Origin of the sequence: Sphingobium terrigena, from assembly GCF_003591655.1 — a bacterium.
Classification (GTDB): Bacteria; Pseudomonadota; Alphaproteobacteria; order Sphingomonadales; family Sphingomonadaceae; genus Sphingobium; species Sphingobium terrigena.
Genome location: NZ_QVRA01000009.1, coordinates 141,562 through 156,197, shown reverse-complemented (window position 1 = coordinate 156,197; position 14,636 = coordinate 141,562). Strand labels below are relative to the sequence as shown.

At 62.6% G+C, this 14,636-nt stretch carries 12 protein-coding genes; 2 read left to right on the top strand and 10 right to left on the bottom strand.

All coding sequences use genetic code 11. The features are described 5' to 3' along the window. Nucleotides 1–19: 19 nt before the first annotated feature. On the top strand, nucleotides 20–2,230 hold the full coding sequence (locus D0Z70_RS12095) for an acyl-CoA dehydrogenase family protein (RefSeq protein WP_119746706.1): 2,211 nt from the start codon (nucleotides 20–22) through the stop codon (nucleotides 2,228–2,230). Between the two features lie 10 nt (nucleotides 2,231–2,240). Next, nucleotides 2,241–3,041: an enoyl-CoA hydratase/isomerase family protein gene (locus D0Z70_RS12090; RefSeq protein ID WP_119746824.1), complete on the top strand. Its 801-nt coding sequence runs from the start codon at nucleotides 2,241–2,243 to the stop codon at nucleotides 3,039–3,041. A 118-nt stretch (nucleotides 3,042–3,159) separates the two neighbouring features. Here the strand turns inward: D0Z70_RS12090 and D0Z70_RS12085 are convergent, their stop codons facing one another. The 10 genes from D0Z70_RS12085 to D0Z70_RS12040 form a co-directional block, all read right to left on the bottom strand. After that, entirely contained in the window at nucleotides 3,160–3,900 is a 741-nt protein-coding gene (locus tag D0Z70_RS12085; RefSeq protein ID WP_239018896.1) for a TetR/AcrR family transcriptional regulator, read from the bottom strand. 22 nt (nucleotides 3,901–3,922) lie between these two features. Further along, complete coding sequence (locus D0Z70_RS12080) at nucleotides 3,923–5,389, bottom strand: aldehyde dehydrogenase family protein (RefSeq protein ID WP_119746704.1); 1,467 nt, start codon at nucleotides 5,387–5,389, stop codon at nucleotides 3,923–3,925. Between the two features lie 37 nt (nucleotides 5,390–5,426). Beyond that, the gene (locus D0Z70_RS12075; RefSeq protein ID WP_119746701.1) at nucleotides 5,427–6,164 is read right to left on the bottom strand and encodes an SDR family oxidoreductase; all 738 of its coding nucleotides are present in this window, start codon (nucleotides 6,162–6,164) and stop codon (nucleotides 5,427–5,429) included. Between the two features lie 99 nt (nucleotides 6,165–6,263). Beyond that, nucleotides 6,264–7,046, bottom strand: a complete 783-nt coding sequence (locus tag D0Z70_RS12070) for a hypothetical protein (RefSeq protein ID WP_119746699.1) — start codon at nucleotides 7,044–7,046, stop codon at nucleotides 6,264–6,266. A 119-nt stretch (nucleotides 7,047–7,165) separates the two neighbouring features. Next, on the bottom strand, nucleotides 7,166–7,927 hold the full coding sequence (locus D0Z70_RS12065; RefSeq protein ID WP_119746697.1) for an SDR family NAD(P)-dependent oxidoreductase: 762 nt from the start codon (nucleotides 7,925–7,927) through the stop codon (nucleotides 7,166–7,168). Between the two features lie 20 nt (nucleotides 7,928–7,947). Next, nucleotides 7,948–8,364, bottom strand: coding sequence for a nuclear transport factor 2 family protein (locus D0Z70_RS12060; protein ID WP_119746695.1), 417 nt, complete (start codon nucleotides 8,362–8,364; stop codon nucleotides 7,948–7,950). Then, complete coding sequence (locus D0Z70_RS12055) at nucleotides 8,364–10,046, bottom strand: class I adenylate-forming enzyme family protein (RefSeq protein ID WP_119746694.1); 1,683 nt, start codon at nucleotides 10,044–10,046, stop codon at nucleotides 8,364–8,366. The genes D0Z70_RS12060 and D0Z70_RS12055 overlap by 1 nt, the downstream gene beginning before the upstream one ends. 21 nt (nucleotides 10,047–10,067) lie before the next feature. Beyond that, the gene (gene acuI, locus D0Z70_RS12050; protein WP_119746692.1) at nucleotides 10,068–11,051 is read right to left on the bottom strand and encodes an acrylyl-CoA reductase (NADPH); all 984 of its coding nucleotides are present in this window, start codon (nucleotides 11,049–11,051) and stop codon (nucleotides 10,068–10,070) included. A gap of 3 nt (nucleotides 11,052–11,054) precedes the next feature. Next, the gene (locus D0Z70_RS12045) at nucleotides 11,055–11,747 is read right to left on the bottom strand and encodes a TetR/AcrR family transcriptional regulator (protein WP_119746690.1); all 693 of its coding nucleotides are present in this window, start codon (nucleotides 11,745–11,747) and stop codon (nucleotides 11,055–11,057) included. 302 nt (nucleotides 11,748–12,049) lie between these two features. After that, on the bottom strand, nucleotides 12,050–14,488 hold the full coding sequence (locus D0Z70_RS12040; RefSeq protein ID WP_119746688.1) for a TonB-dependent receptor: 2,439 nt from the start codon (nucleotides 14,486–14,488) through the stop codon (nucleotides 12,050–12,052). Nucleotides 14,489–14,636 lie beyond the last annotated feature (148 nt).

The window sequence follows — 14,636 nt, the reverse complement described above, 5'->3', positions numbered from 1 at the left end:
CCCCCCGGAGCCTGACCCCATGAATTTCGACCTGACCGACGACCAGGACATGATGCGCGACATGTTCGCGCGCTTTCTGGACGAACATAGCAGCATGGCCCGCGTGCGTGAGGCCGCGCCGTCGGGGTTCGACCCTGTGCTGTGGTCGGGGCTGGCCGAACTGGGGGCGTTGTCGATCCGGGTGCCGGAGGAAGCGGGCGGGCTGGGCCTGGGCCTGTTCGATGCTGCAATCCTGATGGAGGAAGCGGGCCGGACGCTGACGTCGGGACCACTGGCCGAAACATTGGTGACCGCGCGCCTGCTGGCACAACTGGGCGGCGATGCCGGGGCAACGCTGCTGGCGCAGGTCGTCAGCGGCGAGGCGGTTGCGAGTCTGGCATTCCACGATGTAGCGGTCGAACCGGTCCAGTGGATTGGCGGCGGGCAAGTGGCGCAGGCCGTGATCGCGCGGCAGGGCGAGGAGATCGTCCTGATCAGTGTGCCCGATACGGGGCGGATCGCGGAGGATAATCTGGCCTCCACACCGATAGCACAGATCGACCTGCTGGCGCACCCGCGGGTGACGCTGACGTCGGGCGCCGACGCGCTGGCGACCTTTGCCGCGGGGATTGAGGAATGGAAGCTGTTGATCGCCGCGGGTCTCGCCGGGATCGGACGCGAAGCGTTGAAACTGGCGGCAGCCTATGCCTGCGAGCGCAAGCAGTTTGACCAGTATATCGGCCAGTTTCAGGCGATTTCCCATCCGCTCGCCGATCTGCTCTGCGATGTCGATGGCGGCAAATTTCTGGTGTGGAAGGCGATCCGCGATCTGGCCGATGGCGCGCCCCAAGCGGGCGCTGCAATCAGCATCGCGGCATGGTGGAGCAGCGACGCGGCAAGCCGCGCGGTGGGCCAAGCGCTGCACACGTTCGGCGGCTATGGCCTGACCACCGAATATGATATTTTCCTGTTCAACCTGCGGGCCAAGGCATGGCCGCTGGTGCTGGGCGATCCGCAAGCCTTGATCGCCGAGGCCGGTCGGCGCCTTTATGGCGGGGAAACCGCCGCCTTGCCCGACGCGGGCGCAATGCCGGTCGACTTCGACCTGGGCGAGGACGCACGGGCGATCACGCAGGAGATTGAGGCCTTTTTTGCAGCGAACGTCACGCCGGACATGCGCGAGACGTTCCACTATAGCTGGGAGGGCTATAACCCCGAACTCAACCGCAAGCTGGCAGAGCAGAATCTCCTCTATCTGGGCCTGCCCAAGGATGTCGGAGGGCGTGGCCTGTCCGCCTATGAAAAGACCGCTGCGATGGATGCGTTCGAGTTGCAGGGCTATAACAACCCGGCAGCCAGTGTGACGCAGATGGTGGCACTGATCATCCATCGGTTCGGCAGCGAGGAGTTGAAAGCAGCGGTCTTGCCGGAAATCATGCGCGGAGAGGTCATCTGTTCGCTGGGCTATTCCGAACCGGGTTCCGGGTCCGACGTGTTCGCGGCGCAATGCCGCGCCACGCAGGAGCCGGACGGCAGCTGGCGGATCGACGGCACCAAGATGTTCACCAGCGGGGCGAACCTGTCCGCCTATGTGCTGATGTTGTGCCGGACGAATACGGAAGTCGCCAAGCATAAGGGGCTGACCATGTTCATCGTGCCGTTGAAGGCCGATGGCGTGACGATCCAGCCGGTTTATACCTTTCAGGACGAGCGCACCAACATCACCTTCTATGACGGGGTGCGTATCCCCGACAGCTGGCGGCTGGGCGAGATTGACGGCGGCGTGCGGACGATGAGCGCGAGCCTTGAACTGGAGCATGGCGGCGGCTTTGCCAAATATCAGCGCGCCATGCTGTACGCAGCCGAAACGCTGTGCCGGGAGATACGCCACAAGGGTAAGCCGCTGATCGAGGATGAAGGCGCGCAGACGCGGCTGGCGCGTACCGCCGCCAATCTGTGGGTGTCGGAACTGATCGCCTTCCGCGCCAATTGGGCGAGCATGGAGAAAAAGCCGAACCTGGCCTATGGCCCGATGGCCAAAATGTTCAGTTCCGAGAAATTCCAGAGCGATGCCCGCGACCTGCTGGACCTGACGGCGCCGCTGTCGCTGTCCAAGCGCAAGGGCGCGGCAGCGGAGATCAACATGTTCTATCGCCATGCCCAGGGCGCGACCATTTATGGCGGGACAAGCGAGGTCCATCGTTCCATGATCGCCGAGCGTGCGCTGGGCCTGCCGCGCACCCGCGCCTGAGGATGATAAGATGAGCGACGCCCCGCATCTGTTGAGCAAGGACCAGGACGGCATCCTGATCGTGACGCTGAACCGGCCCGACAAGCTCAACGCGCTGTCGGCGCAGACGATGACGCTGTTCGAACAGGCGCTGTTGCGGTTCCGCGATACGCCGGAATTGCGGGTCATGCTGATCCGGGCGACCGGGCGCTATTTCTGTTCGGGCGCGGACCTGAAAAGCGGGGACGCCCCCGCCTATCCGCGCACGCCATCGGGCATTCGCGAAAATCACCGGCTCAACCTCAACGGGATGCAGCGCATCTATGACGAGATGGAGCATATCGAAAAGCCGATCGTCAGCGCCATTCATGCGACCTGTGTGGGTGGCGGGCTGGAAATGGCGCTGTCATGCGATTTCCGGCTGGCGGCGAAGAGCGCGGCTTTCTCCTTCCCCGAAGGATTGTTCGGCGTATTGCCCGCATCCAATGGCGTCAGTCGCTTGACGCGCATCTGCGGGCCGCATTGGGCGCGCTGGCTGATCATGGGCAACCAGCGCGCTGATGCGGATCGCGCGCTCATCATGGGGCTGGTGCATGACGTGCTGCCCGATGAGGGGTTTGGCGAGGCGGCGCTGAATTTCTGTCGTCACCTGACGAAGCAGAACGCCGAACAGATGGGCGCGGCCAAGATCGCGATCGAGCTGGCGGCGGAAGTCGGGCCGTCCATGGGCCGCCATGTCGAGCGTATGGCCAATAGCGCGTTGATGCTGAACCCGGCCTATCTGGAAGGGATGGAGCGTTATTTGAAGGGTGTTGGCGGCCAGAAGGACTGAACAGCTTAACCCGTTCGTTTCGAGCGAAATCGAGAAACCGTTACGTGCAGTTTCTCGACTTCGCTCGAAACGAACGGAGACCGGGTTTTCAATCCAATGACATCCAGCCCTGATGGCCTTAATCCGCAGACGCGGCCAGCGTCCGGTAATCGCGAATACCCAGTTCCAGCAGCCGCGCTTCGGCGCGCAGCAAGTGGGTACGGCCCAGCGGATTGGGCGCGTGCAATGTCGTTTGCAAGGCAACGTCGGTCGTCACCGTGACGATACGTTCCAGCCCGGTCATCAGCGCTGTCGCCATGCTGAATACTGGCGATTGCGGCTGCGCCAGTTCCCCGTCCATCTGTTCGACCATCAGCCGCATGACCGGCTGAGCCGCGCGGACACGATGCATCATCATCCGCTCATTCTGCGCGTCGGCCATGCGGTTACGCAAGTGAAGCAGGCGCGAATGTTTGACCCAGAAGCCATGATAGGCGGTGACGAACGCCAATGTCCGCTCACCCAGATCCGCGTCGTCCCAGCGGGTGCGCAGCAGGCCGACATATTCATCCTCGGCCGTCGCCATCACCGGTTCCAGCACTGCGAGCAGCAATTCGGTCAGATCGTTGAAATAATTATAGAGCGACGTCATGCCGAGCGACGTCTGGCGCGCCACCGCGCTCAGTGAAATCTCGACGTCGGGGGGACCGGCCAGCAACTCGTTGGTTGCGGCCAGGATGCGGTCGCGCGTGTCGCGCCCCTTGCGTCCCAGCCGCTGGCCATTCAGATTATGGCTGAGCGTCTTGGTCGCGGCGGGCGCGCGCGTGCGGGACGGCCTGATTGCCCCCTGCTCCACCGCCGCTTCCGCCTTTGCGCTCAAAATCCCGTCCTTCGTTATCCCATCAGGCGCGCCATGCGATCAGCTTGGTTTCGAGAAATTCCTCGATTCCCTCCAGACCCCATTCACGACCGATTCCACTGGCCTTATAACCGCCAAAAGGCAAGTCTCCCGCGATGCACATGCCACCGTTAACGCTGACCGATCCGGTGCGTATCCGCTTCGCGACCGCCATCGCGCGATCCAGATCAGCGGAATGGACACCGCCACACAGGCCATAGGCGCTTTCATTGGCGATGCGGACGGCATCATCATCATCCTCGAACGGGATGACGACCAGCACGGGTCCGAAAATCTCTTCCTGGGCGATGCGCATGTCATTGGTGACATCGGCAAAGCAGGTCGGCTCTACGAAATAGCCGCTGCCCTTGTCGGGCCGCGCCTTGCCGCCCGCCAGCAAAGTCGCGCCTTCGGCGACACCGATGTCGACATAGGACAATACCCGCTCCATCTGTCGCTTCGACACGACCGGACCCATGATGTGCGCGGGATTGTCATAGTCACCCCAATTGTCGCCGAAGCTGGCATAGGCATGTTTGAGGACGGTCTTGGCTTCCTCATAACGGCTGCGCGGCACCAGAAGGCGCGAATGGACGGCGCAGCCCTGACCGGCGTGGAACACCAGCATCGACTGGGCAACGTCCATGGCGAAATTGGCGCTGTCCTCCAGCACGATCTTGGCCGATTTGCCGCCAAGTTCCAGAAATACGCGCTTCAGCGTCGCGGCGCCCTGTTCCATGATACGCTTGCCAATGCCGGTGGAGCCGGTGAAGGAAATGAGATCGACGCGGGGGTCCGTGACCAGCATTTCGCCGGCCAGCGCCGGATCGCTGCCGAAGATGACGTTGAGGACACCGGCAGGGAAGCCTGCTTCGAGTGCCAGTTCGCCAAAGATCGCGCCCATGCCCGGCGTATTGGGCGCGGGTTTCAGGATCACGGTGCAGCCCGCCAGCAGCGCGGCGACGACCTTGCCCACATTCACATAGAGCGGCACGTTCCACGGCGTGATCGCGCCAACGACGCCGACAGGTTCATAGACCGCCTTGCGCTGGGTTTCGAAGCCATAGCCGGTGCGGCCGCCATAATGTTTGTCCCACTTCAATTGCGGGAAGAGGCGCAGATAGTCGTCCCAGCCATCGAGCGCCATGTCGACATGGGCGCGCCCGACCGCTCCCAACGCTGCGCCTGCTTCATTCCGGGCAAGATCCGACAGGCGTTCACGATTCTCATCGAACAGTGCGCGGAGCTTCGTCACCAGTTCGACGCGCTTGGCGACATTGGTGGACCAGTCGGTCGTGTCGAAGGCGCGGCGGGCAGCGGCGATCGCTTCATCGACATCGGCGGCCGACGCATCAGCGGCCTTGCCGACCGGCTCACCGGTCCAGGGGCTGATGACGTCGAAGGTCGCGCCGCCCTGTGCGTCGCGCAGCGCGCCGTCGATGAAAAGTTTGGCGTCGGGAAGAGTGGCCATGGCGTGTTCCTGTCGAAAGGCTTGGGAAAAAGGGAGGTCAGCGCTTGCGCGCATTGAGGGCGACGATGCCCATATGCAGGTCGGCGGGCATGTCGAGGATGGCGCGGAAGGCGTCCGTCACGCTGTTATAATGGCTGATGCCGCGTTCGCGCAGGTTGATGCCGACCTTGGCATTTTCCTGGCCAAAGCGCATCGACACGTCGATCGGCCAGCTGCTGCCAGTCTTGGTTTCGTCCATCATCATGCCTGCCTGCACGGTGGTGACGCGGATACCGTCTGGCTCCAGTTCGCGCGACCACATGTCGGACACGAGTTCCAGCGCCGCCTTGCCCCCGGCATACATCCACAGCATCGGCATTTTGAGCGCGACGGATTCGCTGCTGACATTGATGATATGTCCGCCGCCGCGCAGCAACGGCAGCGCTTCACGGGCGCAATGGATCGGCCCGGCGACATTGGTCATCAGCGACGTGACAATCTGATCATCGCGCACTTCGGCGAGGGTGAAAGGTTCGTAGATGGCGGCATTGTTGATGAGGACGTCGATGCGATCATGCTGCGCAGCAATCGCTGCGAAGGCGGCGCGCACCGAGTCCGGGTTGCCGACATCGCATTGCAGCGCCAGATGCGGCGCACCCAGTTCCGCCGCGACCGCTTCGACCTTCGACAAAGTGCGGCCCAGCAGGATGACGGTTTCGCCATCGCGCGCAAAGCGGCGGGCGAGCGCGCGGCCAAGGCCATCGCCGGCTCCTGTGATCACGATCGTCTTGGCCATATCCTGCTCCGCTTGTCCTGATTATCGCTTCATTCCTTCCCGCACCGGCGCGCGCGCGGCAAGGGGGCTGGCCATCGCGCGCGCGATAGCTGCTTGGTGCTAGCCCGCCGGGCGGGCGAAGTCGGTCGGATAGACGGACAGGTCGCCATCATAGGCAATGCCGCCGGGCCAGAAATGCGTGCCGCTGACCTTGGCGAAATAATGGACCGTGCGCGCGACCGAGCCGGAAGCGGAGCGCGGCGCGAAGGCGACGCCGCTGGGGCTGACGCCGCGGGCGCGGGCGCTGAAATCCTTGACGGTAAAGAGCAGATCGTCGGTCTGCTGCGCGCAAAATACCAGGTCGCTGCCGGGGCAATAGCGTCTGGGTTCCAGCTGCACCGGCGACAGGCGACCGCGCTTCATGCCGACCTTGCCCGGCACGCGGGTGACTTCGGGAGAATGCACATTGTCATACCAGTGATGATATTCCGCTTCGCGCCCGGCGACGAAATTGGCCAGGATGATGCTGACCCCGGAGAGGGGCTGGTCGGGGCGATGATTGGGACTGAACGCCCAGTCGGCATACATGGCGTAGCTGTGGATGCGTTCGCTTTCGTCGCTGTCATCGATCAGCCCGATGTCGCGCGCCTGCGCCAGCAAGGGGGCGAGCGCAGGCAAGTCTATTTCCGGGGTCGCCGTGTCATGTTCATAGACGCTCATATAGCGCCAGGGCTGCGGAATGTCGGGCATGATCTGCTGCGGCGTGACCTCGTAGCGGTCGGCCGAGCGGAAACCACGCAGCCGGGCGAGGTCGTCGCGATGTGGACCGTCGAACCAGGCGCTATAGTCGGCCTCTCGCCCGGCGGGGACATTGTGCAGGTGGATGGTGGTATGCAGGTTCATGGCCTCTGCCCTCTGGCGGCGCGCGCTATGGCGCTTGTTTGGCGCTAATCCAGCATGGACCGGGACTGCGCGCCAGAGGCTTGGGCATCAGGCTCCGATTGATCGCCGGGGCAATGGGATCAGAAACGAAAGCCGCGCATCTGGTTGCCGCCGTCGCACAGGATGACCAGATTATTGACGAAGCTACCTTCGTCGGAGGCGAGGAACAGGGCGAGGTTGGATATGTCCTGCGCGGTCCCCTGCCGCTTGACCGACTGCATGGCTTTCAGCCGCTCCCAATTGGCAGGATCGACCCCTTGCAATGCCGCTTCGGTTTCCATCAGGCCTGGCGCGATGCCGACGCAGCGTATCTCATCCGCACCGAATTGCTGCGCCATGGCGTGGGTAAAAACATTGAGCGACGCCTTGGTGATGCCATAGGCAGTCGCGGGATTATAGCTGGCCATCGAGCATTTGTTGATGATGACGCCCTTTGCGCGGGCCAGTGCGGGGCGCAGCGCTTCGGCCAGAAGCATCGGGCCGAACGTGTTGACCGCGAAAAAATGCTGCCATTTCGCCAAGCCAAGCCCGAAGAAGCCGCGCGCAATCTCGCCCGCGTGGAGGCCTGCATTGTTGATGAGGACGTCGAGCCGGTCATGTGCGGCCAGCACGGTAGCGGCAAAGGCGCCAATGTCGGCTTCCTGCCCCATGTCGACGCGATGGACCGACGCGCTGCTGCCCAACGCCTCGATCAGCGCCTGACTTTCCGCCAGTCCTGCTTCGTTGATGTCGGCCAGGATGAGATGCGCGCCCTCCCCCGCAAACGCCAGCGCATGGGCGCGGCCCAGCCCGCCTGCGGAGCCGGTGACCAGCACGGACTTGCCGCTGAAACGATTGGCCATGATCCTCTTGTCCCTTTTTTTTATTGTTGCAGGCGGGTGAATGTTACCCGCTCGATCCGCCAGCCCGTTGGGGTCAGGCGGAAAATGTCGCTATAGCGGCCCACGACATAGTCGATCGCTCCGGTCGCGCGCCGCTTCATATGGCCCAGTACGGTCCAGTCGCCGGTCGCGCGGTCGCCGTCGATTTCGATGCGGGGCGAATGGAGCATATGGATCATCCATTCGCTGTTTGCGCCGATCGCGGTGCAGAGAAAGTCCGTGATCGCCTGCGCCCCCTCGAAAAGGCCCATGCCATAGTTGCCGACGAAATTGTCCGCGAATATATCCGCAAGCAGGCGGCGGGCCTGGTCCGGGTCACTGGCGGACAGGTCGGCCGCGGCGCAATATCGGGCCTTAAGATTGGCGATCGCCAGTGCCTGATCCGCCTGATCACCCATCAGGCGGCTTCGGCGGCCAGCTGTTTGACGACCAGCGCTTTCAGGTCCGCTGTCTTGATCTTGGCGCTGCCGGTCAGAGACAGATCATCCTCGCTGAAGAAGAGGACGCGGCGCGGCACCTTGTAGCTGGCGAGTTGCGCCTTGGCGAAGCTGCGGATCGCTTCCTCGTCCAGTGGCGTGTCAAGATGGGGGACGATGCAGGTCACGACCAGTTCGCCCAGCGTTTCGTGCGGCACGCCCACGGTCTGGGTCACTTTGACGCCGGGACAGCTTTTGATGACGGTGTCGATCTCGATCGGGGAGACGTTCGCGCCGCCAGTCTTGATGATGTCGTTAAGGCGGCCTTCCCAGTGCAGACGGCCCTCAGCATCGAACCAGCCGCCATCGCCGGTGTGGAAGAAACCGTCGGCATCGACGCTCTCGTCCAGCGGCACGCCGATATAGCCCAGCATCAAGGTCGGTCCCTTGACCGCTATTTCGCCACGCTCGCCCAGCGGCACGATCTGGCCGGTCAGCGGATCAAATATCTTGAAAATATTGCCGGGCAGCGGAATGCCGTGGGTGCCCGCGATCTGTTCTTCCGGCGTGCCCGAATCAAAGATCGTGCTGATCGTGAAAGTTTCGGTATTGCCATAGGCGGCCATAGGCTCCTGCCAATCCGTGTTGACAGTCGGATGGCGGCCGAGCGGAGTGTTCTTGCCGACATAATATAGCGACGATAGATCGACATCGTTCCAGTTGCCCGCCGCCTCCAATTGCGTCCATTGATGCGGCCAGGCGAAGGCCATGGTCGCCCGCTCCCGCTCCATCAGGGTCAGCGCTTCCGCCGGCTGGAAGGTCGCTTGCAGGATCAGGCTGCCGCCCGATGACAGGGCGCCGCCAATGGCCATGGCGAAATTGCCCGACCAGAAGAAGCCATTGGCCGACCAGGCACGGGCATCCTCCTTCGCGGCGAGAAAGCGTTTCCAGCGCCACAGTTGCAGCGTGACGCCGCGATGCATCGACAGGATGCCCTTGGGCTTGGCGGTGGAGCCGGACGAGAAGAAGAGGACGCCGGGGTCGGCGGGGGTCACAGTGGCGGCGGTCGCATCGACCAGCGCCTGATCGACCGCATCGCCGCGCGACAGGAAATCGTCCCAAGGCTCGATCATGCCATCACCACCACCGACGCAGGCGATGTGGCGCAGAAAGGGGAAATGCGGCGCGGCCAGTGCGCCGGGGGCAGCCGTCGCGATGGCCGGTTCCAGATCGATAAGGACTGCGGCAAAATCCTTCTTGAGGACTTTACGCTCCATCAGCAGGACGTGGCAGGCCGACGATGCGAGCAGATGGTCCAGTTCGGCGGGCGTCGAAAAGGTACTGAACGTTGCGGCAACCCCGCCCGCCAGCGCGACACCGAACACCGCCGAGAGAAATTCCGGGCGATTGGTCATCAGCACGCCGACGCGGGTGCCCTTCCCCACGCCACAGGCGATGAGCGCGCGGGCGACTTGGTTCGCCCGCGTCCACAAATCGTCATAGGTCCAGCGGGTGACGCTGTCCCCTTCATGCATCACTAGCGCTTCGGCCGGGCCGGAGCGGGCCGTGACTTCCTGCAACCAGCCGCTCAATGTCAGCGTCCCCAGCCCCGGCTCCTCACTGAGCGGGGGACCGGCGACGATCGAGAGCGGCTGGTCGGTCATGATGCGGTCTCGCTTTGTCGCTTAGCGGTTCACATTGACGATGATGCGCCCGCGCACCTTGCCGTCGATCAGGTCGGCGGCAGCGGCAGTCGCTTCCGACAGGGGGATTTCATGGGCGATGACGCCCAGCAGCGCGGGGTCGAGATCGCGGGCCAGCCGTTCCCAGGCGGCCATGCGCGGCGGCTTGGGCGCCATCACGCTGTCGATGCCGAGCAAGCGCACGCCGCGCAGGATGAAGGGCATGACGGTGACGGGGAAGTCCGCGCCCTGCGCCAGACCGCAGGCCGCAACCGCGCCGCCATAGCGGGTCTGGGCGCAGGCATTGGCGAGCGTGAAGCTGCCGACCGAGTCGACGACACCAGCCCAGCGTTCCTTCTGGAGCGGCTTGCCCTTTTCGGACAGTTCCGCGCGGTCGATGACGCCGGCTGCACCCAACTGGGTCAGATAGTCAGCCTCCGACGCCTTGCCGGTCGATCCGATGACTTTGTAGCCTGCCTTGCTCAGCAGGGCGACCGCGACGCTGCCTACGCCACCGGTTGCGCCTGTGACCAGGATTTCGCCCTGGTCGGGGGTCACGCCGGCCTTGACCAGCGCCTCGACACAGAGCGCGGCGGTGTAGCCGGCGGTGCCGATCGCCATGGCCTGCGCGCCGGTGAAGGCGGCGGGCAGTGGCACCAGCCAGTCGCCCTTCAATCGCGCAACCTGGGCCAGGCCGCCCCAATGGCCTTCGCCCACGCCCCATCCATTGAGGACCACCTTGTCGCCCGGCTTCCAGTCGGCATGATCGGATGTGCGCACGGTGCCGACCAGATCGATGCCCGGCACCATCGGGAATTTGCGGACGACGGGCGACTTGCCGGTGATGGCCAGGCCATCCTTGTAATTGAGGGTCGAATAATCGACGTCGATGGTCACGTCGCCTTCGGGCAGCTGCGCTTCATCAATTTGGCTGAGCGATACGCTCTGCTTGTCGTCGCTCTTGTCGATCACAATGGCTGAAAACATGGGTTAGTCCTTTTCCGAAAGGGAAGGTGATGGATCGGCAGCCGCCACGCCCTGACGGAGGCGTTCGGCAACTTCGGGGAAAAATTCGGCGCGCAGCGATCCGTACATGCACAGGCGCAGCGCCTCCTGTGCCATGCGACGCGCCAGATGGCGGCGCTCGTCATCGTCGCGCGCGTGCGAACGCGCCCATACCGGCCATAGGAACGAGGCCGCCAGCATCATGACCGACAGGACTTCGACATCGATCCCAGGCTGCGCCAGGTCAGTGTCGGCAAAGCGTTGCAGCGACCCTTCATACTCGCGCCAGAAGGGATCAGCCATCGGATCGGGCGAGGCCAGCAATTGCAGCAGCCAGATGCGGCAGAGTTCGGGATTGTCCATCGCGAAAATGGCGAGACGATCGGTGGTGTCGGCAATATCGACTTGTTCGACCCGCCGTTCCCCGATCGTTTCAGGATCGCCAAAAACAGCCCGAAACATGCTGTCGGATACGCCGTCCGCCGTGGCGGCGATCAGCTTGTCGCGCGTTTCGAAATGCTGATAGGCGGTGCCGCGGTTGACCCCGGCCAGCGCTGCCACTTCCGCCAGGCTGATCCCTTCAGGGCCATGTTTGGCCAGCAGCGCCTGTGCGGCGTCCAATATCGCCTCACGGGTGGCTGCCGGGTCGCGAGCGCGTCTTTTACGAACGTCCGTCATAGCATGTGCCTCAATTGCCCTTCAGGCGACTCCCCGATCCCGACACAAAGCGGATCGGGCAGGGTCGCCCGGATAATCAACGTCCATATTGTCCATCAGGCAAGGGCACGTCGTCACCATCAATTTGTTCGACCGCCATCCCTGCCTGCGCACCGGGGAGAGTCAAGCAGTCGGACGCGCGCCGACCCTTCATCGCTCCAGCGAAGAGCCATGCCGGCTTTTCAGGCCCGTCACGGCAATCGGCCGGACAACCCGATGGGGTGCCCGGCCGATCCCAAAGCCCTGAACCGGCCTGTCGTTGATCAGCGCGACCCGAACAGGAAACGTACGTTGACGCCAAATTCGCGTGGCGGCGTCACCGTGGCACCGGTGTAGGTGCTGGTGAAGCTGCCAGCCGTCGGCCCGGTAAAGACCGGTCGACCATTGGCAAACTGTCCGGCAAAGCCCAACTGCTGAAAGCCGGTAAACAGCGGCGTGGTGCGCGTCAGCACCTTGGTCGTGTCAAACAGATTCTTGGCGAACAGCGAGATCTCCCAGCCACCGTCCGGCGCGCGAATGCCGGCATAGAGATTGGCCAGGGCATAGGCTCCGACCTGATCGAAGCTGTTACCAGGATCGCCCTGCGACTTGCCACTATAAGCCACCAGGCCGCGCAGGAAGCCATCCACCCTGCCCGACAGGCTATGATGATATTCGCTGGTCAGCGTCGCGGTCAGCGGCGGCATGAAGGCGGACCGCTGCGTTACATTGCAGGACGACAGGTTATTCGCCCCAACCGCTGCCTGCAAATCTGCCAGCGACGGTGCCGCAACGACGTTGTCGGGAATGCCATCTCCGTTCAGATCGGTGCAGGGCACATTGCCGCCCTTGATCTTGCCCAGCGAGTAGCTGCCAACCAGCCCGACATTCCAACTGCGGCTGATGTCGTAGGACAGTTCGCTTTCAATGCCGTTGACTTCGACCGGGACGGCCCCGACGAAATTAAACGACCCGACCTGCTGCGCTGTACCTGTGACAGCGCCGGTCGCATCGCGAAGCGCGACCGTGTTGACATAATAAACACCGCTGGGAACGCGATAGGGGAAGGCCTTATACTTCTGGTGATAGGCAGTGACGTTGAACCGTGCGCGCCCTCCCATCAGCGTGCTTTTGAAGCCGATTTCGTAGGATTTGGACGTTTCGGGTGGCAGATTGAGGAAGCTGTTTTCCAGCGCCGACTTGGCGATGTTGAAATCGCCGATAACATTGATGCCCGGCCGCATCGAACTGCCCGTTCCGGCATAGACCAGGAAGTCGGGCGAGAAATTATGCTTCACCGACGCATTGTAGATGAGCTTTTTCAAATCCTGGCTGTCCCTGGCAATGATGTTGCCATTCACTCGAAGCGACCCGTCCGACTTATATTTGATCTGTCGCAGGCCACCGGAAATTTCGGTCGCCTCGCCCAGATGTGCGGTCAGGTTACCGAAGAAGGATTGTTCATGGGACCGGCCGCGACGCTCAATATTGGTGGTCACAATTGACGCGATAGCGCCACCAAAAGCGACTGGCAGGCGCACGATCGTCGGTGAGGTGAGATCCGATGGCGGATTAAGCTTGTCGTCAAAGAATCCAATCACATAGTCGAACATGCCAAAGACACGTTCTTCATTCTGCAAGCGGATTTCGTGCGAGGTTTCCTTCGCCACCGTGTCCGTAACCTGATTGATGCTGCGGCCAATGAACAGATTGCCATCATCGACATTGTCGACCGAATGGAATTGCTGCCTGGAATATTGGCCCTGATAGATTAGTCGCTGACCCCATTGCGCCAGTTCCGCCCGCCAGTTGTAGATGTCGAACCGCTGGTTGACGATGCGCGCATTTTCTTCAATCGAACGGCGGTCCTTGGCCGTAATCAGGACCGGACTGGGGGCCGCCGCCGGATTGATTTCGCTGAACGAAATCGACTGGTCATAGGTCTGGGCGTCGCGATCCAGATATTGATAGCTACCCTCCAGCTTGATCCAGTCCGCCGGCTCGATCACGCCGACGACGCGATAGCTTTTTGTCCGCGCGTGGGGATCGGCAGCACCAGCGGTGCGCACCAGCGGGCGGACGCGATCGGCGTCATTTTCGTCCCACACGCCCGACACACGGATACCCGCAATACCTTCGATAACCGGTACGTTGAGCGCACCCTTGAAATTGAGCGTGCCAATGTCATTGCCGGTCCAGTCGGCATAGCCGCCAAATTCGTTGAGATCAGGCTTGCGCGTGGTGATGGTGATCGAGCCGGATGGCGACGCGCGACCGCGCAGCGTGCCCTGCGGCCCGCGCTGCACTTCAACCTGACCAACATCATAGATCTGCTGGAGGATGGCGCCAGGCGAAATCGGCGCGTCATTATAATAGAATTGGACCGTGCCGTTATTGCCGCTGGCATTGGCATCAAAATTGACGCCGCGCAGGCGCGCATTGCCGCCGATGCCGTTCGCGTTGGTGGTCAGTTCCAGACCCGGCGCGAGCGATTTGACTTCGGTGAATTCACGGAAGTTGAGGTTGGCGATCGACTGGGCGGTCACCGCGTTGATGACGGCCGGCACGTCCTGCACATCTTCTTCGCGGCGACGAGCCTGCACGATAATCGTGGGCGCGTCGAACGATGAATCCTGCGGCGCTTCCTGCGCCATCGCCTGCGTCGGCAGCGTCAGGGCCGCCATGCTGGCACCCATCAGATAATAGGCTGTCATGCGCTTCATAGAAACATCCTCCCCAAAAAGGCGCCGCGTCGAATCATGCTGTCCGGCTGGGCGCAATTGTCATTGTGCTTTTGTGAGCTTGGTTATGCCCGATAGAACTTGCTTGCGGAGTCACTAATGAACAGGGGTGTTTATATATCGCCGCTGC

Excerpts from the sequence above, each read along its gene's own strand:
- D0Z70_RS12060 (WP_119746695.1), bottom strand. The coding sequence starts at position 8,364 with ATGGGTGATCAGGCGGATCAGGCACTGGCGATCGCCAATCTTAAGGCC.
- D0Z70_RS12080 (WP_119746704.1), bottom strand. The coding sequence starts at position 5,389 with ATGGCCACTCTTCCCGACGCCAAACTTTTCATCGACGGCGCGCTGCGC.
- D0Z70_RS12070 (WP_119746699.1), bottom strand. The coding sequence starts at position 7,046 with ATGAACCTGCATACCACCATCCACCTGCACAATGTCCCCGCCGGGCGA.
- acuI (WP_119746692.1), bottom strand. The coding sequence starts at position 11,051 with ATGTTTTCAGCCATTGTGATCGACAAGAGCGACGACAAGCAGAGCGTA.
- D0Z70_RS12045 (WP_119746690.1), bottom strand. The coding sequence starts at position 11,747 with ATGACGGACGTTCGTAAAAGACGCGCTCGCGACCCGGCAGCCACCCGT.
- D0Z70_RS12040 (WP_119746688.1), bottom strand. The coding sequence starts at position 14,488 with ATGAAGCGCATGACAGCCTATTATCTGATGGGTGCCAGCATGGCGGCC.
- D0Z70_RS12090 (WP_119746824.1), top strand. The coding sequence starts at position 2,241 with ATGAGCGACGCCCCGCATCTGTTGAGCAAGGACCAGGACGGCATCCTG.
- D0Z70_RS12095 (WP_119746706.1), top strand. The coding sequence starts at position 20 with ATGAATTTCGACCTGACCGACGACCAGGACATGATGCGCGACATGTTC.
- D0Z70_RS12065 (WP_119746697.1), bottom strand. The coding sequence starts at position 7,927 with ATGGCCAATCGTTTCAGCGGCAAGTCCGTGCTGGTCACCGGCTCCGCA.
- D0Z70_RS12055 (WP_119746694.1), bottom strand. The coding sequence starts at position 10,046 with ATGACCGACCAGCCGCTCTCGATCGTCGCCGGTCCCCCGCTCAGTGAG.
- D0Z70_RS12075 (WP_119746701.1), bottom strand. The coding sequence starts at position 6,164 with ATGGCCAAGACGATCGTGATCACAGGAGCCGGCGATGGCCTTGGCCGC.